Here is a 25,626-nt window from a genome sequence, read left to right as displayed (position 1 = left end):
GCGCGGGCGGAACGGCATCGCGCTCTGGACCTTCGACATGCGGATCTATTTCCTCTGCCTTTGGCTGCTCGCTCCCTTGGCTGCCCTGCCGGTGCTGGTTTCCACGCCCAAGCCGGTGACGGTTGTTGCCAATCCGTGGCAGGACCTCCTGATGCTCGAGGTCATGGCGACCGAAACGATCGCGCTGGCTTCGAAGGAAGATCTGGAGGCCGCCGAGAAGCGGATCGGCGATTTCGAGGCGGTCTGGCAAAATGCCGAGATCCATGTGAAGCCCTGGGACGGCAGACTTTGGCGGCTGATCGATCAGGCGATCATGCGGGCAGGCGCGGAATTGCGTGGCAGCGAGCGCAGCCCGGTCCGAGCGCGGGCAGCCCTGTCGAGCCTGCTGGCTGCCTTGAACAGCCGGGTGGGTGGATGATGATTTTGGCTGTCCTGCGCAGCAACGTTACACGGCCAGTTTCAAGACCGTGTTCCAGTTGCGGCCGGTCACCAGCGTACCGAGATGGCGCTCGATCAGCTTGGTGGTGAGCTTGGAGCGGCCGATGCCGTCCGGGTAATGGGCATAGAGACAGCGCTCACTGGCGGCGATGCGTTCGCGCCCCTGGATCGCCGCGCGCAAGGAAGCGAGCGCGGGGCCGGCAATCTCGCCCTTGCTGGGAAGGGCGAGCAACTGGGCGGGGTGCGCTTCTGCCTCGATCTGGAAGGGATTGGCTGCGATCAGGGCCTGCCATTCCGGCATGGTGCGGATCATGAAGGCGGCCGGGACGCCGAAGCTCTCGGCGACAGCCTGTTCCCAGCGCTGCTCCAGATCCGGCACCGCTGCCTCGCCGGCCTCGAAGGTGAGGTTCCCGCTCTGCAGCAGGGTTGTCACCCCGATGAAGCCGAGGCTTTCGCCGAGGGCGCGCAGTTCGGCCATCTTGATCGTCGAGTTTCCCCCGACATTGATGGCGCGCAGCAAGGCGATGTAGCGCATGATCGGGCCCTCGGTCGGGGAACGCACGATGTCGGGCTATAAGCCAGACTCGATGCAATTGGGGGGGATGATATCGGCGATTTCAGCACTGGCTTCGTGTGTGCGGTCAAGCCAATTCGATCATGGAGTGGCAGGTATCCCGTAGGTCATTCCGGGGAAGTCGCCGTGATGTCGTCCGCAAATCTGCGCATGAGCCGCACGAGTTCGCTAAAGTCGCTGTCCTCCCATCCGGCAAAGATCGCACGGCCCATCTTCTCGCGAGCGGCATCGACCAGATCGGTCATCGCCTTGCCTTTGGGCGTGATGGTCGCCTCGCGAATACGTCGATCGGCAATGCTGCCCTGACGATCCACCAGGCCGAGGCTCTCCAGTTTTGCCACCTGCCGGCTGACTGTCGTGTAGTCGCGCCCCACGCGGTCGGCCAGTTCCACCACGCCGATCGGGCCGAGCCGCTCCACCATGACCAGCAACGGAAACAGAGCGCGATCGAGAGAGATGCCGGCTGCCCGCACCATCGCCTCGTCACGCTGGGGGCGGTTCATCACGCTGACGATGTCAACCAGAGCGCCGTGAAGCTCGCGCAGCAGCGAGCTAATATGTGTATTTTGCACATTGTTGGTTGACGACATATTCGGTCTCCTATTATGTGCATATTACACATATGGAGCAGGCCATGACAAAGCATTTTGCAGTTGACGTTCTCATTTGCGGGGCAGGGGCGGCTGGGTTGACGCTGGCTATCGACCTCGCGCGGCGTGGGGTGCCCTTCCGGCTGATCGAAAAAATGGACAAGCCGTTCCACGGGTCGCGCGGCAAGGGGATCCAACCGAGAACACTGGAGATCTTCGAGGACCTCGGAGTTTTGGATCGGATCGCGGCGGCGGGCGGACCCTATCCGCGGCAGCGCCACTATCACGATGACGGCAGTCACAGCGATTCCGAGCTCATGGAGCAGCAGGCCCCGATACCGGCCGAACCGTATCGCACCCCGTTGATGCTGCCGCAGTTCATGACCGAGAGCATCCTGCGCGAACGTCTTGCAGAATTGGGACATCGCCCTGAATTTGGATCTGAGCTGGTTGGCCTTGACCAGGACGAGGCCGGTGTATCGATGCGGATCGCCCGCAGGGCGGGCGAAGAGAGCATTCGCGTGCGCTGGCTTGTCGGCGCCGATGGCGGCCGCAGTTTCGTGCGCCAGGCGCTCGACCTGGGCTTCCCGGGCAGGACGCTCGGCGTTCGCGCCATCGTCGCCGACGTTTCCCTGACCGGTTTGAACCGGGATGTCTGGCATCGTTTCGGGGACAAGGACATGCAGCGGCAGATCTCGCTTTGTCCGCTCGCGGGAACCGACCTTTTCCAGATACAGGGACCGGTTCCACTTGAAGGCGACGTCGATCTCTCCGCCGAGGGGCTGAATGCCATGGTCGCCCAACGCACCGGCCGGGACGATATCCAGGTGGGATCCGTCTCCTGGGCTTCGGCTTTCGCCATGAACGCCCGGCTGGCCGATCAGTATCGCGTCGGCAGCATATTCCTGGTTGGGGATGCGGCGCATACGCACCCTCCGACCGGCGGGCAGGGGCTCAATACCAGCGTTCAGGATGCCTATAATCTCGGCTGGAAGCTGGCAGCTGTTCTGGCTGGCGCCCGCGACCAGCTGCTCGATACCTATGAGGAGGAGCGGCGCCCTGTAGCCGCAGCCATGCTCGGCCTTTCGACAAGTCTGCTGGATGATCTCAAGCGCGGCGAGATACGGCGTGGCCGCGAGACGCAGCAGCTCGACATCGGCTATCCCAAGTCGTCGCTGGCGATCGAGCGGCCGACACGACGGGGTGGCGTGCTTGCGGGGGATCGTGCGCCGGATGCCCCGGTCCGGGGCGCGGCCGGTCAGCCCCTGCGCTTGTTTGACTTGTTCAAGGGACCGCACTGGACGTTGCTCGTGTATGAGGGCAATCCAACAGCCCTGCCATCGCGTCGCGGGCTGCATATCCACGGCGTCGGCGAGCAGGGCGGCATCGTCGATCACGCCGGCCATGTCGGTGGCATCTACGCCCTCATGCCGGGAGACTGGGTGCTCGTGCGGCCCGATGGCTATGTCGGGGCCATCCTTGCTTCTTCCGAAATGGCGCTGCTGGAGCGCTATCTTGAGGAGGTGGGCCTCGGCCGGCCGGAACAAGCGCAGCCATGACCCATGGCAGTGCAAGGGCGAGCTGGTCGGGGTCGGCCAGCCCGGCCGGCCGCATGGACCTCGCCGCCCCGGCCAAGGCCTTATTGTGGTGAGACGAAGAAGAAATCCGCGGGTGGCAGCGAGCCGTAGACATAGGGTTCCTGCCGGTTGCCCGTGATATCGAGCACGTCCTGCCGGACGAAGCGGAAGATCTTGTTGATCTCCACGCCCGGCTCGACCAGGCGCTTGGCAAGGGAGAGGGCGAAGGGGCTGTTGGCCTGATCGCCGTCGGCAGCCGTCGTACCTTCCTTTGCAGAATAAACCACCAGGGTGGCGCCGGCCGGCTCCACGCGCGAAAGCCCGCGATCGATCGAACGGCTCGCCACGCTCAGCTTCATCTGAGCGATGAAGGGATTGTTGCGACAGGCATCGAGCACCACCAGCTTGAGCTTGCGCGCACCATCCAGCGAACTCATCACCCGCTCCAGCGGGACGGCCTCGTCAGGAACGTCGCGATCGGATTCGAGTACGGCGTCCAGCGGGATCAGATAGTTCTTGTTGTCCACTTCGATGCCGTGACCGGCATAGTAGATGACGGCCCAGTCCGATTGGTCGGCCTTGCGCGCAAAGGCTTTCAGCGCCGCGATCATGCCGGCGCGATCGAGGTCGTGCGCAACCGTGACGTCGTCCACTCCGGTCTGGTGCAGCGCCTGCCCGATAAGGTCGGCATCGCGCAGGGTGTTCGGCAGCTGGGACACCGAACGGTAGGCCGAATTGCCGATGACCAATGCGACGCGGCGAGGCGCTTGGCCGGCGGTGGCGGCGGTCGTGTTGGCAGCAGGAACAGTCTTGACGATGGGAGTGGTTTTGGCAACGGCAGGCGTCTCGATAACAGGCGCGGGCTTGGACGCGTCCTGCGCCATTTCGATCGTATCGCCGGCATTTTCCGGCAGGGCGTCGGCGACCGCAAGCGGGGCCTGCGGTTCGACCGGCTCATAGGTGATAGTGCCGTCGCCACCCTTCTGCCAGCGATAGACGATCAGATCGGGCGTGGTACGGTCGCCCTTGGCGTCGAAGGCGATGTCGCCGAGTACGGTGTGGAATGCCTCGCCACCATGCATCACCTCCGCCATGCGCTGCGGATCGGGCGTTCGGGCCTGTTTGGCCGCCTGCTGGAAGACCTGTACCGCGGCATAAGCATAGAGTGCGTAGCCTTCCGAGAGGTCGGGTGCGGTACGGATGACGTCTGCGGCCGCGGGGTTCTTGCCGGGCTGGGGAGAGAAGGTCATCAGCGTGCCGATCACGGCATCGCCGCCGATGACGGGAAATTCGCTGCCGGCCAGGCCGTCCCCGGAAAACAGCAAGGTCCTTTGGCCTCGTTGGCGCAATTGCCTGAGAATAAGGCCTGCCTCGGTGTAAAGGCCTCCCCAGAGCAGGAGATCGGCTCGTGCCTTGCCCAGCCGGTCGACGATGGCGGAATAGTCCTTCTCGCCGACATCGACGCCGGCCTCCAGCACCGGCTTGAAGCCCGCTCGTACGAAGGCATCGCGGGCGCTATCCGCCAGCAACCGGCCATAGGTGGTCTTGTCATGCACGATCGCCACCCTCTTGCCCTTGAAGTTCTTGGCGGCATAGTCGGCCCAGACGCCACCATGGCGATCGTCGCGGCCAGCGACACGGAAGACGTTCCACAGGCCGCGCTCGGTCACCTTCGGATTGGTGGCGGAGGGGGAAATCAAGAGCATGCCGTGCTCGGCATAGACCTCCGAGGCCGGAATGGTAACGCCCGAGTTGAAATGCCCCACCACCAGCTTGACGCCCTGCGCCGCGAGCTTGTTGGCGGCCGCCACGCCCTGTCGGGGATCGGAAGCGTCGTCGGCGATGACGATCTCCACCCGCTGCCCGGCGATGCCGCCCTTGGCGTTGATGGCCGCCACGGCCGCCTCGGTGCCCTTTCGCATCTGTTCGCCGAAGCCGGCGTTCGGTCCCGTCATGGGGCCGGCCACGCCGAGCTTGATCTGGGCCCCTGCCGGTGTTCCTGTCGAAAGGCCTATCGCCAGGAGCAGGCAGGTCAACCAGGCCATCCGCATAGCGGGTTCCTTTCGGTGTTCGGAATAACCTCAACTATAGGTTGTAGCGTATGATACGGCATCGCACCCGGCAGCGACAATCATCTCGGTAACACGTAGCGGCCGAGGCAGGATGGTCCGGCCTGGGACAAGAAGGGCAAAGCCGCGCGCGGGCCTTTCGGCATCGTGTTCTTGGTGGTGTAGCATTGGGGCGGTGAGCAAGATGCCCGGCCCGGGGAGCCAAACGCCTTAACGTTGCTAAGTATAACTTGAATCACGATTTGACGCTGCCAAGTAACTATGAAACCGTCAGAGCTTGAGGTGTGCGGTTTTTCCGGACAGAGTCGCCGGCGCGCGCCGAAGCTTGATTGAACAGCGTGATGATCGTCTGAGGAAGCCTGCGCTTCAGGCATCGTCCACCGGCACGACAGCCGACAACGGACCGGATCAACGGCCGATGAGGAAACAAGACATCCGGCACGGGTTCGCTGGGCTGCGCCCGGCCGGCGGGGGAGAGCATCGATGTCAGTCAGTACGGCAAGTGTGGACCCTTCGGCGCCGATGAGCAGGGAAGACAAGAAGGTTATCTTCGCCTCTTCTCTGGGCACGGCTTTCGAATGGTATGATTTCTTCATTTATGGTTCATTGGCGACCTATATTGCCGCCCATTTCTTTTCTTCGCTCAGCGAGACTGCAAGCTTCCTCGCCACGCTGCTGGCCTGGGCCGCGGGCTTCATCGTCCGGCCCTTCGGCGCTCTCGTCTTCGGTCGCGTCGGCGATCTGGTCGGACGTAAATATACCTTCCTCGTCACCATCACGCTGATGGGCGCTTCGACCTTTCTGGTCGGCCTGCTGCCCAGCTACGCGTGGTGCGAACAAAATCTCGGCGTCGGCGCCATCGCGCCCACCATTCTGATTGCGCTGCGTATCGTACAGGGCCTGGCTCTCGGTGGCGAATATGGCGGGGCCGCGACCTATGTGGCCGAGCATGCGCCCGCCAACAAGCGGGGCCTTTATACGGGCTGGATCCAGGCAACGGCGACCGGCGGGCTCCTGCTCTCGCTGGTCATTATCCTGTTGATCCGGCAATACATGTCAGAGGCGGCCTTCAGCGCCTGGGGCTGGCGCATCCCCTTCTGGATCTCGATCATCCTGCTGCTGGTTTCGGTGTGGATCCGAATGCAGCTCGCCGAGAGCCCGTCCTTCGTCAAGATGAAGGAGGAGGGGGCAACCTCCAAGGCGCCGTTGAGCGAAGCCTTCCTGAAGTGGTCCAATCTCAAGATCGGCCTGATCGCTTTGTTCGGCATGGTCGCGGGCGAGGCCGTGGTCTGGTATTCGGGGCAGTTCTACGCCTTGCTGTATCTGACCAAGACCTTGCGCGTAGACCTGACCACTGCCTCGCTGCTGCTGGGCGTTGCCCTCGTCGTCGGCCTGCCACTTTTCGTGTTCTTCGGCTGGCTGTCCGACAGGATCGGCCGCAAATGGATCATGCTGCTGGGCTTCCTCCTGGCAGCGGTGTTTTATCAGCCGATCTTCAAGGCCATCACGCACTACGCCAATCCGGCGCTCGAGACGGCGCTCGCCAAATCGGCCGTCACCGTCACCGCCGACCCGGCCGATTGCTCGGTGCAGTTCGACCCGATCGGCACCGCCAAGTTCACCTCCTCCTGCGACGTCGCCAAGAATTTCCTGGCTTCGAGCTCGGTGTCCTACACCAACGAGGCGGCCGCACCGGGAACGCCGGCATCGGTGAAGATCGGCGATACGGTGATCCCGTCCTATGTCGCGACGGGGCTTGATGCCGCCTCTGCCAAGGCCAAGAAGGCCGAGTTCACGACGGCGCTCTACAAGGCCTTGAAGGATCACCAATATCCTGTGTCGGAAAAGCAGGCGCCTGTGAAGGATGCCAGCGGTGCCGTCGTCAAGAACCCGGATGGTACCGACAAGACCGCCACCACCTATGCCATGGCGCCGGCCGATCCGGCCGGGATCAACAAGCCGATGCTGGCTTTGATGCTGATCACGCTTATCGTCCTGGTTACCCTGGTCTATGGCCCGATGGCGGCGGCCCTGGTGGAACTCTATCCCACCCGCATCCGCTATACCGGCATGTCCTTGCCCTACCATATCGGCAATGGCTGGTTCGGTGGCCTGGTACCCTTCGTGATCTTCGCCATGGTTGCGGCCAGCGGGGATCTCTATTACGGCCTGTGGTATCCGATCGTCGTCGCGGCGGTGGGCTTCATCGTCGGCATGCTCTTCGTGCCTGAAACCAAGGATCGCGATCTCGACAACATCCCGTCCTGATCGCCTCGCAACACGACAGGAAACGGCGCGGCGCCTCGGTGTCGCGTCGTTTCCTTTTTGGTGAGGTATTTCGCGCCAACCAGCGGTGTCACGCTGGAAAATCGAACCTCCGCGAGTATAAACTGGCCATGGAGGGGTTCGAATCAATGTCTGACAATTTGGTGCGCAGGCGCCTGCTGGAACAGCGGCAGGCTCTGCTCGATCTTGGCCTGCGCAATCGGCTGATCAACCTGCCGATGCGGACCAAGGGCGTGCGCACCATCGAAATCGTCGAGGCGAGGGCCCCCGAGACCTATGAACTGCTGGCGGCCGGCAAGGCGCTCACTTTTCTGCCCGGACGCGAGCCGGAAGAGGCAGCACAGGGCGAACTGGCCATCGAGGAGATAACCGCCGCTCCGCCGGCGGCCCCGGTGGACGCCAGGCCGAGCAGCGAGGCCGTGGCACCGGCACCCAACCGGTTGCAGACCCGCCTGGCCGCCGAAGCCCTGCAGAAGCGCTTGTTCGATATCTGGTACGATGCCCGCACTATCGAGGAGGAGCAGGGCGTCAATATTCTCTACCTCGCCTTCGGCCTGCTGCGCTGGTACGAGGACGATAAATCCGACATCGCGCGCCATGCCCCGCTCGTGCTCCTGCCGGTGCGTCTCGAGCGTTCCAGCGCCGCCGAGCGTTTCAGCCTGCGTGCGCGGGGTGAGCCAGCTTCGCCCAATCTGTCGATTCAGGCCAAGTTGCGTGGCGATTTCGGCTTGGTGATCGAGGATTTTCTCGATGAGGACGAAGTCGATATTCCCGCCTATGTCACCGAGATCGCCAGGACGGTTTCCGGCAAGGCGCGCTGGGAGGTGTTGCCGGATGCGATGGTGCTCGGCTTCTTCTCCTTCGCCAAATTCCTGATGTATCGCGACCTCGATCCGGACAATTGGCCTGACGGCAGCGCCATCCACGACCATGGGCCGGTGGCGGCCCTGCTGGGGGAGGGCTTCGAGGCCCATGAGCCGATCGTTCCCGATGGTCAACCCATCGATCCGGTGATACCGCCGCCGGCGCTCAATCACGTGCTGGACGCCGATTCATCCCAGGCCGTCGCCATCGAGGAAGTGCTGCGCGGGCGCCATCTGGTGATCAAGGGGCCGCCGGGCACCGGCAAGAGCCAGACCATCGCCAACATCATTGCAGGTGCCGCCCTGCAGGGCAGGAAAGTGCTGTTCGTGGCGGAGAAGATGGCGGCGCTGGACGTGGTGCATCGGCGGTTGCGCCAGGTCGGGCTCGGGCCGATGACGCTCGAATTGCACTCGACCAAGGCCAATAAGCGCCTGCTTTTGGAGGATTTGCGGCGAACGCGCGAGCTTGCCCAGAAAGCGGCCGTCCAAGATCCTGGCGTGACTTTGCGCCTGGCCGAGACTCAGGCTGATCTTAACCGGCATGCGGCGATGCTGCATGAACCGATAAGGCCGAGCGGCATCAGTCCCTATCGGCTGCTGGGCCAGCTTGTCGCCCTGCGTGAGGCGGGTGGGCTCGCCGGCTTTGCCGTCGAGGGCGCCAGCCAGTGGACGGGCGAGCAGGCGCGCACCAATCGGGAGTTGATGGCGGAGCTCGCCGAGCGCCTCGCCACGGTGGGGGACCCTGCCACCAGCATCTGGCGCGGCGTAAGGCGCGATGCCATCGATCCGGCCGAACTCGAACGCCTTGCCGGCCTGATGCGCAGCGTCGAAGCGGATCTGGAAGCCGTGGGAGAGGCCGCAACCGGCGTCATCCAGGATTTCGGGCTCGAAGTCGTGACGATCCGCGATCTCGATGCCGTCAGGCGCACCACCTGCGCGGCATCGTCGCTGCCCGCCCATGCCGACCGGCACCTTCTCGCCCAATCGCTATGGCGTGATGACGCCGGCACCCTCGGCGAACTAGTCGCTCTGGGACGGGCCCATTGCAAGGTTATCGAAGCGATGGCACGGGTCTACCGGGCGGAAGCCTGGACGGCGGATCTGCGGCCGATCCGCGAGGAACTTGCCACGCGCGGCGCGTCCTTGCTGCGCTTCTTCTTCGGGGGCTATCGCAGTGCCAAGGCCCAGTTCAAGGCCTTGCTCGCCATCGAGATGCCCGGCGATCTCGCCAAGCGGCTCCAGCTTCTCGACGGCATGATTTCGGCGCAGGACATTCGCCGCCGTTTCGAGAGCCAGAAAGATTTGGGCGCGCGCGCCTTCGGCACACTCTGGGCCGGCGACAAGTCCGACTGGGACAAGCTGCAAGCCATCACCGATTGGTGGCGGGACCATCGCCATCCCGCGCTCGCGCGTGATTTCCTGGAACGGCTGGCTGCCCGGCCGCGCGGCCGGGACCTCGGCGCCATGGGTACGGTGATCGTACAAAGCGTGCCGCGCCTGTTCGAGGATCTGGAGGCACTCAGCAACTTCCTCGATTACGACCTGGAGGGCGGTCACGGCATCGTCGATTGTGCGGACCTGGAGGTTGCGGCCCTCGCGCGGCAACTGCGCCTCTGGCTGGCCAATCTCGAAAGCATCACCCGCTGGATTGCGTTCACCCATCGCTGCCGCGTGGCTGGAGAGGCCGGCCTCGGCGGTCTGGTGGACGGCTTGCTCGACGGCCGTATCCCGGGCGACAGCCTGGTGGCGACCTTCGAGCGAACCTATTACGAGGCCTTGCGCGAGGACGTCTTCACGCGGCACCCCGATCTCAAGCGTTTCGACGGCGAATTGCAGAACCGCACGGTCGAACATTTTCGCTCGCTCGACAGGGCCCGCATAGCCCTGGCGCGCGAGAGCGTGGCCCTCAAGCATTTGCGTGAACGCCCGGCTTCGGCCGGCGGCATCGGGCCATTAGGCGTGCTCAATGGCGAGTTCGCGAAGAAGCGCAATCATCTGCCGATCCGGCAACTGCTCGACAAGGCCGGCCCTGCCATTCAGCAGCTCAAACCGGTGATGATGATGAGCCCGCTCTCCATCAGCCAGTTTCTCAGGCCGGGAGCGCTCGCCTTCGATCTGCTGGTCATCGACGAAGCTTCCCAGGTCGAGCCGGTCGACGCCCTCGGCGCGGCGGCAAGGGCGTCCCAAATCGTCGTGGTCGGCGACGAGCGCCAATTGCCGCCGACGCGCTTCTTCGCCAAGCTGACCGGCGAGGCGCCGGAGGAGGAAGGGGACGAAGAGACCTTCAAGGCGAGCGATGCTGAAAGCGTCCTTGATCTCTGCCTCGCCAAGGGCATGTCCTATCGCCAGCTCAACTGGCATTATCGCTCGCGGCACCAGTCGCTGATCGCCGTTTCCAATCGCGAATTCTACGATAACCGCCTGCTGGTGGTGCCGAGCCCGCATGCCGGCGGTCGCCTCCCCAGTGGCGGCGCCGGGGGGGCGGAGGCGGTGGGCTTGATCTTCCGCTACCTCCCCAAGGCCGTCTATGATCGCGGCAACAGCCGCACCAATGCCGAGGAGGCCAGGGTCGTGGCGCAGGCGATTATGGCGCATGCCCGCCATCGCGCCTCGCAGTCACTCGGGGTGGCCACCTTCTCGGTGGCGCAGCGCCAGGCCATCCTCAAGGAACTCGAACTGTTGCGGCAAGCCAATCCCACGACCGAGGTTTTCTTCAACCGGGAAGGCAACGAGCCCTTTTTCGTCAAGAATCTGGAGAACATCCAGGGCGACGAGCGCGACGTCATCTTCATTTCGGTGGGCTATGGCCGCAGCGCCGAGGGGTATCTCGCCATGAGCTTCGGCCCGCTCAATCTCGACGGCGGCGAGCGGCGGCTCAATGTGCTGATCTCGCGGGCGAAGTATCGCTGCGAGGTCTTCTCCTCCCTCCGCGGCGAGGATATCGATCTCGCGCGCGCCAATGCGCGCGGCGTCGTGGCGCTGAAGCTGTTTCTTACTTTCGCCGAGACCGGCCGGCTCGATCAGCCCGTCGAGACCGGCAGGGCGCCCGATTCGCTGTTCGAGGAGCAGGTCGCCAGCCAGTTGCGGGCGCGGGGCCATCAGATCGCGCACCAGATCGGCAGCGCCGGCTTCTTCGTCGACCTCGCGGTGGTGGATCCCGATCGGCCGCAACGCTTCCTGCTCGGCATCGAATGCGACGGCGCCCAATATCACGCCTCGCGGTCGGCCCGTGACCGCGACCGGCTGCGCCAGCACGTGTTGGAAGGGCAGGGCTGGGTGATCCATCGCATCTGGTCGACGGATTGGTATCTGCGCCCGCGGGAGGAACTCGGCAAGGTCGAGGACGCGATCGACCAAGCGAGGGCGATCTGGCGCAAGCGGGATGAGGAACTCGCCGTGTCGGTCGAGCCGGAAAATGGGGCGGAGGAAGAGCCGTTGCCGCCACCGGCCGATGAGCCGCCGGCGGAGCCTGATGAGGTGCCTGCGCCATCCTCGCCCGCGCGTCCCTATGTCGAGGCGCGCCTCAGCATGACGGGCACGGCGGAACTGCACGAGGTGCCGACGGCGCGCATGGCGGCTTATGTGGTCGGCGTGGTCGAGGTCGAGGGGCCGGTGCATGAACAGGAGATCGTGGCGCGCATCCGCGATTCCTTCGGCCTGGCCCGGGCCGGCAACCGGGTGCGCGAAGCGGTGCAGGACGGCATCGACGTCGCTCGCGTCACCAGCAAGATCGTCGGCGGGCCCTTCTACAAGCTGCCTGATGCCCCTGTGGTTCTGCGTGATCGCTCCGTGGTGGATAGCGCCGGCCTCCGGCGTCCCGACATGCTACCCGATGAAGAGGTCGAAGCCGCCTTTCTAGCCGTGATTGCCGCCAATTACGGGGCGCCGCGTGACGCGCTGATCGTGGCGGCGGCTCGCTTGTTCGGCTTTGCGGCAACCAGTTCCGTGCTGAAGGAGCGGCTCGACGACGTGCTGACGGTGATGCTGTTCAAGGGGCAGCTCAAGCTGCAGAATGACCTGATCGTCAGCGGTTGAGGACCTGCTTTCGGCGCTGGCACTCGTCCCGGCCCGAGCCGTTCATCCCGAAAATCCGCATCCGTTGCGTAACTATACGTGTTTGCCGATCACGCATCGTCTTCGACGACGGCGATGGCGTCGACCTCGAGCATGTAGTCGGCGTGCGAGAGGGCAGCCACGCCCACCAGGGTGTCGGTGGGCTTGTGCACGCCGAACAGGGAGATCCGGCCTTCCTCGATCTGGGACAGGTAGTCCCGTTTGTAGTCGGCCACGAAGATGGTGAGCTTGGTGACCTGGTCCGGTCGTGCGCCGGCAGCAGCCAGGGCCAAGCCGATATTGGCGAAGACCTGCGTTGCCTGGGCGACCATGTCGCCGCGGCCGACCAGATTGCCGTGGGGATCTTCGGCGACCTGCCCGGCAATGAACACCAGCCTGCTCCCCTTCGACACGACGACATGCGAATAGGTCTGCGGCGTTGGAATGCCGTCCGGATTGATGCATTGCAGCGGCATCTTTAAAGTCCTTTCGGAAGGGGGGATGGGACTTCGATCACACACAGAGGCCGGCGCCGCACGGGGATAGTCACCGCGTCGGAGGCCATGAAGCGCTTTTTCTCGCCCCGGAAACGATGAGGCGAACGCTAGAAAACGGACAGCACCGTCGCGGCGAAACGGGTGCGTCGTTAATCTCTTTTTTCCTATATTTTCAAAGTGATGCGCAAGCCTGTCAAACTTGGCTGGTTAGACGGCACTTTAACACGGTCCGGACACCGGTCAGACATGTCCTGGAAAGGTTTGCCGGGCATGATGCAACCCTCGCTACAAAGGGTCGTGTCATGTTCTATGCGTTGCTGTTCGCCTTGGCCTCGGCCTGCTGCCTCTATTATGTCAGTTATGACATCTGAAAGCGCCCGACCCATCACATTGGCGTAGTTTCTAGAGAAGAGTGCGGTTTCTTTGAATCACACTTTTTCTCTAACTCTTTGTTTCGACGCGTTTTCCCAATCGAAAGGTCGATTAACTTTTCAAAAAAAACGCTCCAGCCCCGGCAATGAAACTTTACACGGCAGACCGAGGCCGGAAGCATCGGGGACCGATACTGCATTCTCCATCTGGAGGAGTGCCATGTCGTTTCGTGCCAATGCCGTTTCGGTCTTTCTGCAGGGAGCATTGACGAGCGCCGCCGCCCTCCTGGCGGTGAGTGCGATGCTCGCCGTGCTCATCATCGCCCTCCATGAAGGGGTGGTGCATATCCTGTAGCGAACGGCGCTGTCAGCCAGCGATGCCGGGTGCCGGCCGCGGCGGGCTTGTGGTCCGCTCGTGCCATGGCAGGCCATCGGGGGCGCGTTCGAGCCCCAAACGCCAGCGACATTGGCCACCTCAGGAACCGGTGTCGCGCAGATTGTGCACCAGCCGCGGCCTGGAGATCGCCTCGGACGGGAGCGCCGGTGCGGGCGGGTGATGACGGGCATCCACCAGGGCCTGGAAGTGCGACAGCAGCTTGCGATAGAGGCCCTCGCCGGCGGCGGCATCCTCCAGGCCGAGATCGATATTGGGATTGTCGTTGATCTCGATGACCACGACCCCCGATTTGGTCTGCTTGAGGTCCACGCCATAGAGGCCGTTGCCGATCAGCCTTGCTGCCCGCACTGCCGGTTCGATCACCTCGTTAGGCACCTCCCCGACGGACACGGCCTGGGTGCGGCCTTCGGTATAGGCCCCGGCTTCGCCATGCTGGATGATCTGCCAGTGGCCGGAGGACATGAAATATTTGGCAGCGAAGATCACCTCGCCTGCGAGGATGCCGATGCGCCAGTCGAAGGGTGTGTAGACATAGTCCTGCACCAGGATGAGATCGGACTGCTTGAACATCGCGGCGGCAATTTCCTGAAATTGCTGCCAATTCTCGGCCTTCTTCACGCTGAGGCTGAAGGCGCCGTCAGGCACTTTCAGCACCGCGGGATAGGTCAACTGCGTCTCGAAGCTCGTCAGCGTGCGGCGAGTGAGGAAGAGCGTACGGGGCGTCGCGATACCGTTGCCGCCGAGAAGTTCGGACAGGAAGGCTTTGTTGGTGCAGCGCAGGATCGAGCCGGGATCGTCGATCACCGGCATGCCCTCGCTGGCTGCCTTGCGGGCGAAACGGAAGGTATGGTGCGCGATTGCCGTGGTCTCGCGGATGAACAGCGCGTCGAACTGGGTGAGACGCGGATAGTCCTTCTTCTCGATCAGCTCCACGGCGATATCCATGTCCTGGCCGATGCGCACCATGGCCTGCAGAGTCTTCAGCTTGGAAGGCGGCAGGGGATCCTTGGGATCGTGCAGGATTGCCAGGTCCATGCGCGGGCCGCTGGTCGAGGGGGCATGGCGCCAGGGACGCCGGCAGAAGCGGGCAAGGCCATCGAGAAACAGGCAGTCGCGGGCCGGATCGACGTCGCGCGGGTCGAGCGGACGCAGGGCGGCGACCTTCCAGCCGCTGCCGCCTTCAACGCGTTCGAGGTCGATCGCCAACAGGGGACACCGGAACAGCTCGAAGCTGCGGCTGGCAAACTCGGGCAGACCGCGATCCTCGATGCCGCGATCATCGACCTGGCCGAAAAAGACCTGGATCCGCATCGCCTCCACCGCTCGGGGTACGGAGGCAAGAGCGCCGAGGCAGCGCTCCAGGCCGGCAAGCTTCTGGGTCTGCACCGCCTTGACCTGAAGATCGGTAATCGCCTCCATGCTTGGCGTCACCCGTTCGCCGCGCGCCTCGGCGAGCAGGGACACGTAGTAGCCGATGCTGAGATAGGCATAGCTGCGGCATAGATTGATGATCCGGCGCGGCCGCTGCAGCAGGCTCGGTCCTTCCGCGATGAATTCCTGTGCGGTGATCACCCGGATGCCGGGTACGGACCAGCGAAAATCACTGGATTTTTCAACGATGATCAGTTGAGCGGGCATTGGCTGCTTTCAAGAAAGGGAAGGAAGGCGCTCGGCGTTGCGGTCGTGCTTGCGCGTCTCTCCGCCGGCGATTTCGCAGCAGGCCGAAAGATGCATCCGAACAATGGTTTATGACTCCGCGCGTATCTATTGCAGCGCGCTTTGCCTCAGGCAGTCGTGGTCGATCAGGCGCTGGAAGCGAATGGCCTCGGCCCCGTCTTCGTAATAGTTCGCCACGCGCTTGAAGGGCCGAAAGCCGAGGCGGCTGAACAGGGCCTGGGCGGGGAGATTGTCGCTGCGCGTTTCCAGCCGCAGCAGATGAGCGCCGGTCCCGGCACTGCTGGCCATTGCCTGCTGGAGGAGCGCCTGTGCGATACCTTGCCGCCGGGCGCGTGGTGCCACGGCAAGGGAATAAAGCCGCGCGACGGCCGTGCGGCGGTTGGTGAGAATGACGCTGCAGCCTGTGAGGCCGGTGGCATCGTCGCTGACGATGACGAGGGCCGAGGGGCTGGTCAGCAGATGGCGCCAATCGCAGCGGCTGATACGATCGCCGGCGAAGGCCGCGTTTTCGAGGTCGATCAGGGCAGGAAGATCCGCTGAACTCGCCTCGCGCAGATAGGGTACGGTCATGTGCGACAGACAGATTGATATCGACAATGAACGCGAGGGTAGGGCGTTGCTGGCGCCTCAACAAATCAGGATTGCATAAGGAAACGAGTGTGCGCCCTGTTGCAGGATGCCTGCCATCATCCTGGAAACAGACGTTTTTTTGGCGCTCGACGTCTTTGATTTACGGCGTCAGGCCTGGGTCAATTCGGTGTCTTTCGGCAGGAAGGAGCAGGGGGAAGAGGGGGAGGCGGATGACGCTCGCCCTCATTTTCCGTCGTGGCCCTCGGGAAACTCGATGGGTCCGCCCGCCTTTTCCCAGGACGAGAAACCATCCTTGAGATGGGCCGCCTCGAAACCCATGTCCTGAAGCGTCGCCACCGTCAGGGCCGAGCGCCATCCGGAGGCGCAGTGGAAGACGAACTTCCTGTCCTGGCCGAAGACGTCCTTGAAATAGGGGCTTTCTGGGTCGACCCAGAACTCAACCATGCCACGGGGAGCGTGGAAGCTGCCGGGAATATAGCCTGAACGCTGCCTTTCCCGGGGATCGCGGATGTCGACGATGACCACGCCGGGATCGCCGACCATGGCGATGGCATCCCTGGTTTCGATTTCCTCGATGCGGGCGCGAGCGGCCGCGACCATCTGAGCCGACGATATTTTCAGCTTTCTCATGGCATTCCCATCCTTTGGTGACGATTTTTGAGATGATGAATCTGCCTGGGGAGCCATGACGTTCAAGGTGGTGGATTGCCGCGAGGCCGCAAGCATGCGCGATCGGCGCTGTCCTCAGCGCCAATTGCTTTCCCGCTCCGAACTCGGGGCGGATTCGGGCGGCACCACCACCATCGGATTCTCGCCTGGAGCGTAATTGTCCACCAGCGCGTAGCCCTCCGCGATGATCGCCTCGATGTTCTGCCGGGTCATCGTGACGTCAAAGGGCAGATGCGCCGCAAAGGGATCCCAGTCCGAACATACCGTACCGACTTCGCGCATCGCCTGGCGCGGCACCTGCAGGGAAAACCGCACCAGCCCCTCGAAGGCGGTGATCGAATTGATGAAGAGACCGCCCGGCATGCGGCCGAGCGTTTCGAAGCGGGCGGCCAAAGCCTCGCGTGCCGATGAGGGCGATAGCCGCAGCAGGAAACCTCCGGCGTCATCCCCTGGCCATGTGCCGCCACGGCGCCGCGGAAACCCTGGATACGTCGATCGGTGGCGTGTTCCCCGGCGATGCCGCCGAGAAAAAGCAGATCGGATGGCGCCGTCCGGCGTTTGCGCAGCCTGGCGATCAGCCCCTCGGTGAGGGCATAGGCGCCGCCGTAATTGTCAGTGACCACCGAGGGCGCATCGCTGCCGGGCAGATCGAGATTGACGCAAGGGATACCGGCGGCGCGGCATCGCCATACTGGACAGGCTGCTCGATCTCTTCCGGCTGATTTCACCGACTCGGCGCAAATCGCTGGTCGACGACTGGGTCAAGGCCCTGGCCATCAAGGTCTCCAATCCCGACAATGCGGTGTCGATCTTGTCCGGCGGCAACCAGCAGCGCGTCGTGCTGGCGAAATGGCTGGCCACCAAGCCCAAGCTCCTGATCCTGGATTCACCCACGGTCGGTGTCGATGTCGGCGCCCGCGCCGGTATCTTCGCCATCATCCGCAAGCCGATCATCTCGGGCGGCTTCAAGGGCGGTATGGCCGTGGAGAGCCTCATCCATATGCCGCCGCAGCTCGCCTCCGCCCTGTCGGTGTGGCGCCCCGTCGCCAACAGCCGCGAGGAAATCCTGGCCGAGGGCCTGCCCTTCCTGCGCAACAAGGCCAGGCAGTACGGCCTGATCTAGGCCCGTATGCTGGATTGCCCGACAATGCGTCCTCCGATCTCCACCGGTCGGAGGATGCTTTTGTTTGTCCGGCAGCGTTTGGCCGTGTCCGATCGGCAATGCCGTGCCGACAGGTCTGCGAGCTGGATGGATGGGCGCAATGTCCGCGTAATACCCGCGAGCGATAGGGAGACATCGAAGGTTTCGGGTGATTCGCACCCTTTGCCGAAGGTGTCATCGTGGAAGACAGGCCATGTGTCCCTATCCCACCGCCGCCGAAGTGTCGTTTGGCCTTTGCGGACTGTATCTATATTCCCCACCCCTCGAATGTCTGGGCGACCGTCGGTTCAACTCACCGGCGAGGACTCGTCTCGGTCAGGTCTGACCGAAGGCCCGTGCGTCATGTCGGATCCGATCAGACTGAATTTCGATCGCATGCCTCGCCCCAACGGGCTGGCTGCAGCCATGGCGACAGCCGGCGTGGATGCTACCGCGCTTGCCCGCCGTGCCGGTGTGACTGCGGGCGATATCGATGCCTGGGCTCGCGGACAGCGCGACCTACGACCGGCCATGGCCACGCGGCTCTCGGCTCATCTCCATACCACGGCCGCCGATCTGCTGATCGGGCTCGGCTGTGGCGAGCCGGCGCGGCCAACGGGCTTGCCGTCATGCGACGAGATCAGTGCCGGAGCCGCCAAGCCAGTCTGGCTGGAGCGTCTCGCAGGCCGCGGCAATCTGGCCGAAACTGTGCTGATGCTGTCTGCCGCTGCGCTCATGGGAATTGTCGGCTGCCTGGCCGTTCTGGATTAGCCAGCTTTCACCCAACGGCCTCTTCAGATGTCGAAGGTGACATAGATGAAGCCGAGCAATGCCAGCATGACGAAGAGCATGGCCGCAATGGTCAAGGTCCCACACCTTCCTGCGTGAATGACCACACCATAGCGGCGGGGTGTTTCCCTAGTTTTTCCGCTTTGTGAAGGGCTGCGCCTCTATGTCCACGGTTCTCCAGGGAACTGTCGGCCGATATGCGCGCTCCTATACCCCCAAAAGAGATCGGCGCGGTGGCGAGGCCTTTCGCGCAATCGATCCTGCACGGAGGGTCCATGTGGAAGTTCACGGAGCTCGCGGATTGGTGGAGCCAGCAGCAGAAGGAATCCGAAGCGATCCTGGACAAATGGGTCGAGGATTCCAACTATAGCCAGGGTGCGATGATCGTGGGAGCCGGCACCAAGGCCTTGATGACTTTCGGTGCCGGGTTCGTCGATGTGCTGCGGCTTGGCGATGGTCTTGCCAAGGGCACCGCGGCCGGCGCCGGGCAGGATGGCTTGCGGCTCATCGCGATCCTGCCGGTCGGCAAGGCGGCGCAGATGGTCCGCTCCGTCAAGGGCGCCATCATGGCCAGGCTCATCGTCGACATCAATCCGAATGCCGGCATCTGCGCCTGGGTCGCATCGGCCAAGGCTCTCACGCAAATCGGCGCGAAGGTCGATGGCAGGCTCTTCGTCACGGTGGAAGACCTTGCCAAGGCCGCCGGCCTCGACATCGGCGCGCTCGGCGGGCTTTCCATGCAAGGAATGGAGAGGATTCTGACGCAACTCGGCGCGCGCTGCGGTGCCATCCGTCTCGTCAAGGTGGAGCAGGACGTCGCGCGCATGGTGGGCCATGATGGCAGCGTCGTGATGGTCATCGTGGAATTCGAGCGCTTTGGCTCGACGAACTATCATGCCTTTTATGCGTATCGCACGGCGATCGGGCAGTTGCGCTACATGGATAGGTCTGTGCAGGCGGCCACTACAAAAATCTACCAGGGCATCGCCGAGATCGCCAAGGTCTACGGTACTCCGGCGATGAAGCCGATCCAGGCCATGAAGATCGAGAACATGTTCGTGAAGACAGTGGCGCATGAGTTGCCGCGCCTGGTCCTGCCGGTGCTTGGGGTCGTCGCCAGCGAAGACAGGCGCTAATAGCCCGTCTGGAAATGCTGACGCATACGAGCCCTGAACAGTTGACGATCCTCAGGCCGCCGCGCGGAGCAGGGGCAGCTCGATACGCACATGTGCGCCCTTCCAGGGACCGTTGACGATTGCGATGCTGCCGCCATGCAACTGCGCGATCTGGCGGGCGAGGTTCAATCCAAGCCCGGCGCCGCGCGAAAGCGGGTGCAGGCGATAGAACGGCTCGAACACGTTCTTGTGCTCCTCGGCGGGGATGCCGGGCCCTTCGTCGCGCACCTCCAGGCCACCAACTTCGTCGAGCGCTACCGTGATGGTGCCGTGACCGCCGCTATGCTCGATGGCGTTGCGGATGATGTTGGCGAGAGCCTGTTCGACCTGCAGGACGTTGGCTTCGACCTCGACCTTGCCGTGCGGCGGTTCGAAGGCAAGGTCGTAGCCGGCCTCGATGGCGAGCGGCGCAAAATCGGCGGCGACGCGGCCCGCGAGTTCGGCAAGGTCGACCACCTCGCGATGGTTGGCGGGACGATCGAGCAATTGATGATCGAGCAATTGCTGGGCCAGATGCGAGAGGCGCTCGATATCCTGTCTCAGCCGCAGGCTCTGCGGTTCCTCCTTCAGCAATTCGGCCCGCGTGCGCAGAATGGCGATCGGCGTGCGTAACTCATGGGCTGCGTCTGTGAGGAAACGGTTGTGCCGGTCGAAGCCCTGGGCAAGGCGGGCCAGTGCCTGGTTGAAGGCGTGCACCAGCGGCACGATCTCCTGGGGGACGTTCTCCACCGGCAATTGCATGGCGCGCGTGCTGACATCGATGCGTGCGGCCTGGCTGGCCGTGCCGACCAGACCGGTTAGGGAGCGGCGCACCACGGCCGGCGTCGTCACCAATGTGGTCACGCCCATCACGACGATGATCGGCACCAGGAAGATGGCAAGGCCCACGATGATGCCGGGGATGACCCGTGCCCAATTGGCGCTGCCGTCCGGGTTGCGGGCCATGTCGACCTGGGCGGAAATGTTGATGATGAAGCCGTCGGCTTCGGACCGCGAGTGCAGGGTGGAGGTGACGATCTGCACCGGGCCGGCCTTGGTATCGATCTTCTGCACATAGGCTTCCGGGCGCATTTCCTGCCCGTCGTTCTTGCCGGCGAAACCGATATTGGCGTGATCGACCGCCCGCAGCAGGTCGCCGAGATCACGGTCATAGTCGGGAGGAACCGAACCCACGCGCAGGCTTTGTCCCGCCTGGTCGCGGACGATGTACCAGACATAGGGATATTCGGTGCGGAAGTCGGCCAGTTCCTTGGTATCGTTGACGATGAGCTTGCCGTCCTTGTCGCGCTCGATCGCTCCGGTAATGGCGGCAACTGCCGCCTCGTTGTCGACCATGAGCTGCGGATTGGCGACCGACAGCGCGATGATGAACAGCACGATGAAGGAGACAAGCATCGCCGCTTGCAGCAGGATCAGCCGCCGCACCAGGATCCATTGCAGGGAACGGGCCCGCCCCTGCTTCACGAGGCGGCCCGAAGCAGATAGCCGAGATTGCGGATGGCGCGGATCTCGATGCCGGCCGCAAGGTCGTCCAGCTTGCGGCGCAGGCGCGAAATATGGGCGTCGAGCGCATTCGAGCCGATTTCATCGTCAAGGGCATAGACCGCCTCTTCCAGCGTGCCGCGCATGACGGTGCGCCCTGGCCGCCGGATCAGAGTCTCCAGGACGAGGCGTTCGCGCCGCGGTAGGTCGAGGGGCTGGTCGTCGATCAACGCCTCACGATGGCGGAAATCATAGGTGAGGCGGCCGACCACCGCCTGGTCCGCCCGCAGCGTATAGGGGCGGCGGTGCAGGGCACGCAGGCGGGCGACCAGTTCCTCGGTGGCGAAGGGCTTGCCCATATAGTCGTCGGCGCCGGCATCGAGCCCCGCGACGCGGTCCTGCAGGCTGCTCATGGCGGTGAGCGCGATGACCGGAGCCTCCACATGCAGGGCGCGCAGGCGCGGAATCAAGGTGAGGCCCTCGCCATCGGGCAGGCGACGGTCGAGCACGATCGCGTCATAGGCGCCGTAGCGAGCCATCGCCTCGGCGTCCGCCAGGTTCGAGGCGTGGTCGACCACGACGTCCTGGCGTTCCAATGCCGTCTTGAGTACGGAAGCCATTTCCGGTTCGTCCTCGATCAGCAGGATACGCATGGGACCCTTTGTCCGTCTTCGGTTCGGGCCGGTCTCAACAGGGAGGCCGGACTACTCGCATTCCAGGCTTGACTTGCGGAAATTGGTGATGAGCCAGCGCTCGCCTGCGGCGCGGGCATAGAAAGTATAGAAGCACTCCTGCCGCTCGACATAGCCGGGCGTTTCCGTGGTCTCGACATCGCTACCGCGCCGGGTCCGGCGGACTTCGCTCCTGGCGGTACCCGGCACCACGTTGGTGGAAACCTTGCGCCACTGATAGGCGCGCTGGCCAGGTCCGAGATCCAGTATGCTGGTTGGCGGTCCATAGTCCAGCATCACCGTCTCAACCGGGCCGCCGACATAGTTCTTCATGACGGCGGAAGCGCAACCCGTAAGCAGCAGAACGCCTGCAGCGAGCACGACAGGGAAGGCGCGACGAAAAGACATTGGTGATTCCAGACTATATTTGGCTCTAGAAGCCGAAGATTGCGTCGACATTACGAGGAGCCGACCGGATCCGACTTGTGGCTGGATCCGGTCGGGGACCCCAACAGCGATCACTAGAATCGGTAGTTGAGGCCCGCTTTCAAAGCGTGGCTGCCAATGTCGTCCTTGCCATGCCCGAAGGACGAACGTGTCTTCAGGCCTGGGGTGCGGACATAATTGTATTCGACCTTGAAGGAGACGGTGTCGGAGAAGGCCTGCTCGACACCGGCGCCCATCAGATAGCCGGTCTTCCAGCCGTCCCTGACACGCGCGCCGTCGGTGCCTTCGAATTTGGTGAAGGCGAAGCCGGCCGTGCCGTAAAGCAAAGTGCGATCGAGAGCGATACCGGCCCGGCCCTTCAACGCCGCACGCCATTTCTCCTTGATCTTGCCGCCCCGCACGCGGCGTTCGGCACCGCCGAGATTGGAGCCTTCGATCTCGGCGCCGATGACGGCGGGTCCAAGGCGCATGTCGTGACCTGCCTGCACGCCCAACTGGAGGCTGTTGCCCTTGGCGAAGGGGTTGGCCGACTTGGCCGATGCCGCGCCGACATGCACGCCGACATAGGAGCCACTAAAGGACGTAGGCGGGGGCGGCGCGTAACGGGAGGAAGTATCATAATAATCTTCGGCCCAGGCAGGACCGCAGCCGGCCGCCGCAAAGGCCAGCAGGCCTGCCGCGAGGGGGGTGAGCAATTGCGTACGCACGTGTCTACTCCACTGCACGCGCTTGCGGCTGCGGGGCAATTGCCCGTGCGGACCGATGCGCGGATTGTCGGGTTTGGAGCCATGTCTCCGATGAGGGAGCGGCTCCTTTCGGGCTGTCTTTCGTCGGCGATGACGGCCTGCCGAGATCGATGCATTCTGCGATGCACCGGCATTGGCAAAAATCGCAGGGGCTCTCTAGCCAATCCATCAGATTGGCTTGGAAACAAAGAGCTAGAACATGCAGGTGTTCATGCCTGAATGCGTTTTGCTCCCGAGAAGGAAAAGGCCAACGGAGGTTTGCCTCCTCTGACCTGCATCGATTCGATCGCCTGAAAGACATGAATCATCATAGGGGCGAACATTGCGCCCACATTGCGCTATTAATATCTTTCAGATATTTATGTATTTTTTAAATGAGACTATTGGTATTTACGAATGTTTCATAAATCCACTTCTTCGGCATATGTAAACTAAAGGTTATTTTGTGCTTTCCTGCGAGTTGTAAGTGAATGCCTTTGCGCCCAATGCGGTCGGCATGAGGCTGACAAGCCGGATCATGCGGGACGCGATGTGCCAATATCGCCAGGTTTCCCGGAGCCGGGTCGAGTGCGAAGAGCAGCCGGTCGAACCAGGGAAAATCGTTGGTGTCGCCAAAAGGGGAAACCAGCATCGTGCCCGCTCGTCATGCGGCGACGAAAAAAGCATCAGGGGCTGTAGGGCGTAGGTGCCCTGGCCAGGACGGCGAATGGCGTCGCCGTCTACAGCCCCTGATGGAAGTCGGGGTCCACGAGCCCCTTGCATAGGTCAGATGCAGTGACACGGCCGTGAAACTCATGGTTTACCTTTGGGTGATCATTGTCATGTCCGCTTCGACGCGATGGGGCTTGCCCCGGCTTTTGTGGCGGGCGCATGATCGGCCAAACAGATTCTTTGGAGGAATGCGTGTTTCTCGGCATCGATATGGGTACCTCGTCGATCAAGGCGCTACTTGTGGATGGCGAGCAGCGTGTGGTCGCCAGCCATGACGTTGCGCTGACGGTACAGCGGCCTCATCCCGGCTTCTCGGAACAGGCGCCCCAGGCCTGGGTAGAGGCGGTGATATCAGCTGTCGATGCCCTGAAGACAACCCATCCCAAGGAGGTTGCCGCGGTCGAGGGCGTCGGTCTGTCGGGCCAGATGCATGGCGCCGTGCTGCTCGGGGCCGATCATCAGCCGCTCCGGCCGGCGATCTTGTGGAATGACGGCCGCTCGCAGGCCGAATGTGCGGAATTGGAAGCCAAATGGCCCGATCTGCGTGCTGTGACGGGCAACAAGGCGATGCCGGGTTTCACAGCGCCCAAATTGCTGTGGGTCGCCCGGCATGAGCCAGCAATCTTCGCTGCGACACGCCTCGTGCTGCTGCCCAAGGCTTATATGCGCCTGGCTCTGACCGGCGAGGCCATCGAGGAAATGTCGGATGCGGCCGGCTCGCTCTGGCTCGATGTTAACAGGCGGGACTGGTCGGATGCGGCGCTCGCCGCCACGGGCCTGTCGCGCGAGGCGATGCCGCGCCTGGTCGAGGGCTCCGAACCTGCAGGTCGCCTTAAGGCCGATCTTGCGGCGCGCTGGGGCATGGCCAAGGCCCCCCTGTTCGCCGGCGGCGCAGGGGACAATGCCGCCGGTGCGGTGGGGCTCGGTGCCATCAGGCCTGGCTCGGCCTTTCTCTCGCTCGGCACCTCGGGGGTGCTGTGGGCGACGACCGACCGCTTCCTGCCCAATCCCGCCCATGCCGTGCATGCTTTTTGCCATGCCGTGCCGAAGACATGGCACCAGATGGGCGTGATTCTATCGGCCGCCTCGAGCCTCGCCTGGATCGCCGGCGTGCTGCAGACCAAGGAGAGTGCCTTGCTGGCCCCGCTCGGCGACAAGCCGGCGGCACCGTCGCCGGTGCAGTTCCTGCCTTATCTTTCCGGCGAACGCACGCCGCATGACGATGCCGCCATCCGCGGCGCCTTCACCGGCCTCGCCCATGAGAATGGACGCGATGCCATGGTGCAGGCCGTGCTGGAAGGTGTCGCCTTTGCCTTCGCCGATTGCCGCGATGCCCTGGCGGCGGCGGGAACCGTAATTGCCGGTGCCGATGTGATCGGGGGCGGTTCGCGTTCACGCTTCTGGCTCGAAATCCTCGCCAATGTCCTTGGCTTTCCGGTCCATCGCCTGGCGGATGGTGAAACCGGCGGGGCTTTCGGTGCGGCGCGGCTGGCACGGCTGGCCGTCACCGGCGAAGACCCGCTGGCGATCTGCACACCGCCGCACCGCGTCGAGACCATCGCTCCGGATCCAACTCTCGCCGCCGCCTATGCCGAAGCCTTGGTGCGCTGGCGCGCGCTCTATCCGGCGCTGCGATCGGCGACCGGCTGAAGTGCTTTGCCGCAGGGCGAGCGCAATTTTGCCGCCTTGTGCCGTAAGCTGGTTTGGAATGGGCGCTCAATTCCGCGGCGCCGTTGGGATGGCAATTCCGTTGATGCGCACTCTGCTGCTGGCGTTCGTTCTGGTGGGCTTTTGCTTCGCTCCCGCTGCGGC

General features: G+C 63.5%; 22 protein-coding genes and 2 pseudogenes. 11 read left to right on the top strand and 13 right to left on the bottom strand.

The window, feature by feature from the left end:
- Positions 1-37 precede the first annotated feature (37 nt).
- Positions 38-418 (top strand): hypothetical protein, encoded by a 381-nt coding sequence (locus ACZYTC_RS12975; protein WP_434955676.1) that lies wholly within the window; start codon positions 38-40, stop codon positions 416-418.
- A gap of 27 nt (positions 419-445) precedes the next feature.
- Here ACZYTC_RS12975 and ACZYTC_RS12970 read toward each other — a convergent pair whose 3' ends face one another.
- Entirely contained in the window at positions 446-973 is a 528-nt protein-coding gene (locus ACZYTC_RS12970) for a DUF1697 domain-containing protein (RefSeq protein ID WP_488989744.1), read from the bottom strand.
- 146 nt (positions 974-1,119) lie between these two features.
- A complete protein-coding gene (locus ACZYTC_RS12965; RefSeq protein ID WP_488989743.1) occupies positions 1,120-1,602 on the bottom strand; it encodes a MarR family winged helix-turn-helix transcriptional regulator in 483 nt (160 codons plus the stop codon).
- 44 nt (positions 1,603-1,646) lie between these two features.
- Here ACZYTC_RS12965 and ACZYTC_RS12960 point away from each other — a divergent pair, with 44 nt between their 5' ends.
- Positions 1,647-3,161, top strand: a complete 1,515-nt coding sequence (locus ACZYTC_RS12960) for an FAD-dependent oxidoreductase (RefSeq protein ID WP_488990007.1) — start codon at positions 1,647-1,649, stop codon at positions 3,159-3,161.
- Positions 3,162-3,241: 80 nt separating this feature from the next.
- On the opposite strand, the gene ACZYTC_RS12955 is transcribed toward ACZYTC_RS12960, so the two are convergent.
- Positions 3,242-5,230, bottom strand: a complete 1,989-nt coding sequence (locus ACZYTC_RS12955) for an ABC transporter substrate-binding protein (RefSeq protein WP_488989742.1) — start codon at positions 5,228-5,230, stop codon at positions 3,242-3,244.
- 501 nt (positions 5,231-5,731) lie between these two features.
- Here ACZYTC_RS12955 and ACZYTC_RS12950 point away from each other — a divergent pair.
- Positions 5,732-7,516: an MFS transporter gene (locus ACZYTC_RS12950; protein WP_434955680.1), complete on the top strand. Its 1,785-nt coding sequence runs from the start codon at positions 5,732-5,734 to the stop codon at positions 7,514-7,516.
- Positions 7,517-7,662: 146 nt separating this feature from the next.
- Positions 7,663-12,432 (top strand): DUF3320 domain-containing protein, encoded by a 4,770-nt coding sequence (locus ACZYTC_RS12945; protein WP_488989741.1) that lies wholly within the window; start codon positions 7,663-7,665, stop codon positions 12,430-12,432.
- Positions 12,433-12,521: 89 nt separating this feature from the next.
- Here the strand turns inward: ACZYTC_RS12945 and ACZYTC_RS12940 are convergent, their stop codons facing one another.
- Positions 12,522-12,926, bottom strand: coding sequence for a RidA family protein (locus ACZYTC_RS12940; protein WP_488989740.1), 405 nt, complete (start codon positions 12,924-12,926; stop codon positions 12,522-12,524).
- A gap of 612 nt (positions 12,927-13,538) precedes the next feature.
- On the opposite strand from ACZYTC_RS12940, the gene ACZYTC_RS12935 reads away from it, so the two are divergent.
- Positions 13,539-13,673 carry a hypothetical protein gene (locus ACZYTC_RS12935; RefSeq protein ID WP_441774037.1) on the top strand — a complete coding sequence of 45 codons (135 nt, stop codon included), beginning with the start codon at positions 13,539-13,541 and terminating at the stop codon, positions 13,671-13,673.
- Positions 13,674-13,793: 120 nt separating this feature from the next.
- Here the strand turns inward: ACZYTC_RS12935 and ACZYTC_RS12930 are convergent, their stop codons facing one another.
- From ACZYTC_RS12930 to ACZYTC_RS12915, 4 genes are all read right to left on the bottom strand, one after another.
- Positions 13,794-15,353 carry a RimK family ATP-grasp domain-containing protein gene (locus ACZYTC_RS12930; RefSeq protein WP_488989739.1) on the bottom strand — a complete coding sequence of 520 codons (1,560 nt, stop codon included), beginning with the start codon at positions 15,351-15,353 and terminating at the stop codon, positions 13,794-13,796.
- A gap of 126 nt (positions 15,354-15,479) precedes the next feature.
- Positions 15,480-15,962, bottom strand: coding sequence for a GNAT family N-acetyltransferase (locus tag ACZYTC_RS12925; RefSeq protein WP_488989738.1), 483 nt, complete (start codon positions 15,960-15,962; stop codon positions 15,480-15,482).
- 243 nt (positions 15,963-16,205) lie between these two features.
- Entirely contained in the window at positions 16,206-16,613 is a 408-nt protein-coding gene (locus tag ACZYTC_RS12920) for a rhodanese-like domain-containing protein (protein ID WP_434955687.1), read from the bottom strand.
- Between the two features lie 114 nt (positions 16,614-16,727).
- On the bottom strand, positions 16,728-17,045 hold the full coding sequence (locus tag ACZYTC_RS12915) for a type 1 periplasmic-binding domain-containing protein (protein WP_488989737.1): 318 nt from the start codon (positions 17,043-17,045) through the stop codon (positions 16,728-16,730).
- Between the two features lie 62 nt (positions 17,046-17,107).
- On the opposite strand from ACZYTC_RS12915, the gene ACZYTC_RS12910 reads away from it, so the two are divergent.
- From ACZYTC_RS12910 to ACZYTC_RS12890, 5 genes and pseudogenes are all read left to right on the top strand, one after another.
- Entirely contained in the window at positions 17,108-17,374 is a 267-nt protein-coding gene (locus tag ACZYTC_RS12910; RefSeq protein ID WP_488989736.1) for a hypothetical protein, read from the top strand.
- A pseudogene (locus tag ACZYTC_RS12905) lies at positions 17,335-17,535 on the top strand (ATP-binding cassette domain-containing protein); the annotation flags it as partial. The gene ACZYTC_RS12910 and the pseudogene ACZYTC_RS12905, both read left to right, overlap by 40 nt.
- A 78-nt stretch (positions 17,536-17,613) precedes the next feature.
- Positions 17,614-17,775 (top strand): annotated as a pseudogene (locus tag ACZYTC_RS12900) (sugar phosphate isomerase/epimerase); the annotation flags it as partial.
- 414 nt (positions 17,776-18,189) lie between these two features.
- Entirely contained in the window at positions 18,190-18,564 is a 375-nt protein-coding gene (locus ACZYTC_RS12895; protein WP_441774033.1) for a hypothetical protein, read from the top strand.
- A gap of 293 nt (positions 18,565-18,857) precedes the next feature.
- Positions 18,858-19,718: a hypothetical protein gene (locus ACZYTC_RS12890; protein ID WP_488989735.1), complete on the top strand. Its 861-nt coding sequence runs from the start codon at positions 18,858-18,860 to the stop codon at positions 19,716-19,718.
- A gap of 51 nt (positions 19,719-19,769) precedes the next feature.
- On the opposite strand, the gene ACZYTC_RS12885 is transcribed toward ACZYTC_RS12890, so the two are convergent.
- The 5 genes from ACZYTC_RS12885 to ACZYTC_RS12865 all read right to left on the bottom strand — a co-directional run bounded on the left by ACZYTC_RS12885 (position 19,770) and on the right by ACZYTC_RS12865 (position 23,734).
- Complete coding sequence (locus ACZYTC_RS12885) at positions 19,770-21,221, bottom strand: sensor histidine kinase (protein ID WP_441774031.1); 1,452 nt, start codon at positions 21,219-21,221, stop codon at positions 19,770-19,772.
- Positions 21,218-21,892 (bottom strand): response regulator transcription factor, encoded by a 675-nt coding sequence (locus tag ACZYTC_RS12880; RefSeq protein WP_434955692.1) that lies wholly within the window; start codon positions 21,890-21,892, stop codon positions 21,218-21,220. Before ACZYTC_RS12880 ends, ACZYTC_RS12885 begins: the two co-directional genes overlap by 4 nt.
- Positions 21,893-21,943: 51 nt before the next feature.
- Positions 21,944-22,318, bottom strand: a complete 375-nt coding sequence (locus ACZYTC_RS12875; protein ID WP_488989734.1) for a hypothetical protein — start codon at positions 22,316-22,318, stop codon at positions 21,944-21,946.
- Between the two features lie 113 nt (positions 22,319-22,431).
- Positions 22,432-23,064, bottom strand: a complete 633-nt coding sequence (locus ACZYTC_RS12870; protein ID WP_488989733.1) for an outer membrane protein — start codon at positions 23,062-23,064, stop codon at positions 22,432-22,434.
- 409 nt (positions 23,065-23,473) lie between these two features.
- Positions 23,474-23,734 (bottom strand): hypothetical protein, encoded by a 261-nt coding sequence (locus ACZYTC_RS12865; RefSeq protein ID WP_488989732.1) that lies wholly within the window; start codon positions 23,732-23,734, stop codon positions 23,474-23,476.
- 272 nt (positions 23,735-24,006) lie between these two features.
- Here ACZYTC_RS12865 and xylB point away from each other — a divergent pair, with 272 nt between their 5' ends.
- On the top strand, positions 24,007-25,464 hold the full coding sequence (xylB, locus tag ACZYTC_RS12860; RefSeq protein WP_441774028.1) for a xylulokinase: 1,458 nt from the start codon (positions 24,007-24,009) through the stop codon (positions 25,462-25,464).
- Positions 25,465-25,626: the final 162 nt, after the last annotated feature.

It is taken from the genome of Labrys sp. F242, from assembly GCF_057813875.1.
Note: the sequence above shows the minus strand (reverse complement) of the source record. Positions and strands in the feature narration are given on the sequence as shown.